Here is a 372-nt window from a genome sequence, read left to right as displayed (position 1 = left end):
GGGCGCCGTCGCTTCGATTGCTACGCGTCGACCGGAAGCGACTTTTGCAGCAGTTTTATCGGCTGGCTGCTTGGCGACTTGAGTTCGACCGGCTTTCGCATTGCTGAGCGAGCTCTTCGTTTTCTGCAATGGCATTTTTGCATCCTTGGACGAACCGTCCGCAACAAACAGCTGGTCTTGTATGACTGGGACGGCCGCCGCGGTGGCGTCTGCGTCTTGACGTCGTTGTCCGCGTCGTCGTCCGCTCGGGCAAACGCAAGAGGCGATTTCAAGCGAAGAAGGAGTTCGGGCGAAAGAGCGGGGTAAGGCTGATCGAAATACCCATGAGGCAGACCAAGTGTGGTCTCCATGTGGAAAGCAGTCTCGGGCGTG

1 protein-coding gene is annotated in these 372 nt (G+C 58.1%); it reads left to right on the top strand.

Features of this window, described 5'->3' with window-relative positions:
• A partial coding sequence (locus NCT04_RS34320; RefSeq protein WP_250470290.1) for a hypothetical protein occupies positions 1–306 on the top strand: 306 nt, incomplete at its 5' end.
• Positions 307–372: the final 66 nt, after the last annotated feature.

Source organism: Caballeronia sp. GAFFF2 (genome assembly GCF_023631485.1).
GTDB lineage: Bacteria > Pseudomonadota > Gammaproteobacteria > Burkholderiales > Burkholderiaceae > Caballeronia.
This window is presented reverse-complemented; position numbering and strand designations above follow the sequence as displayed.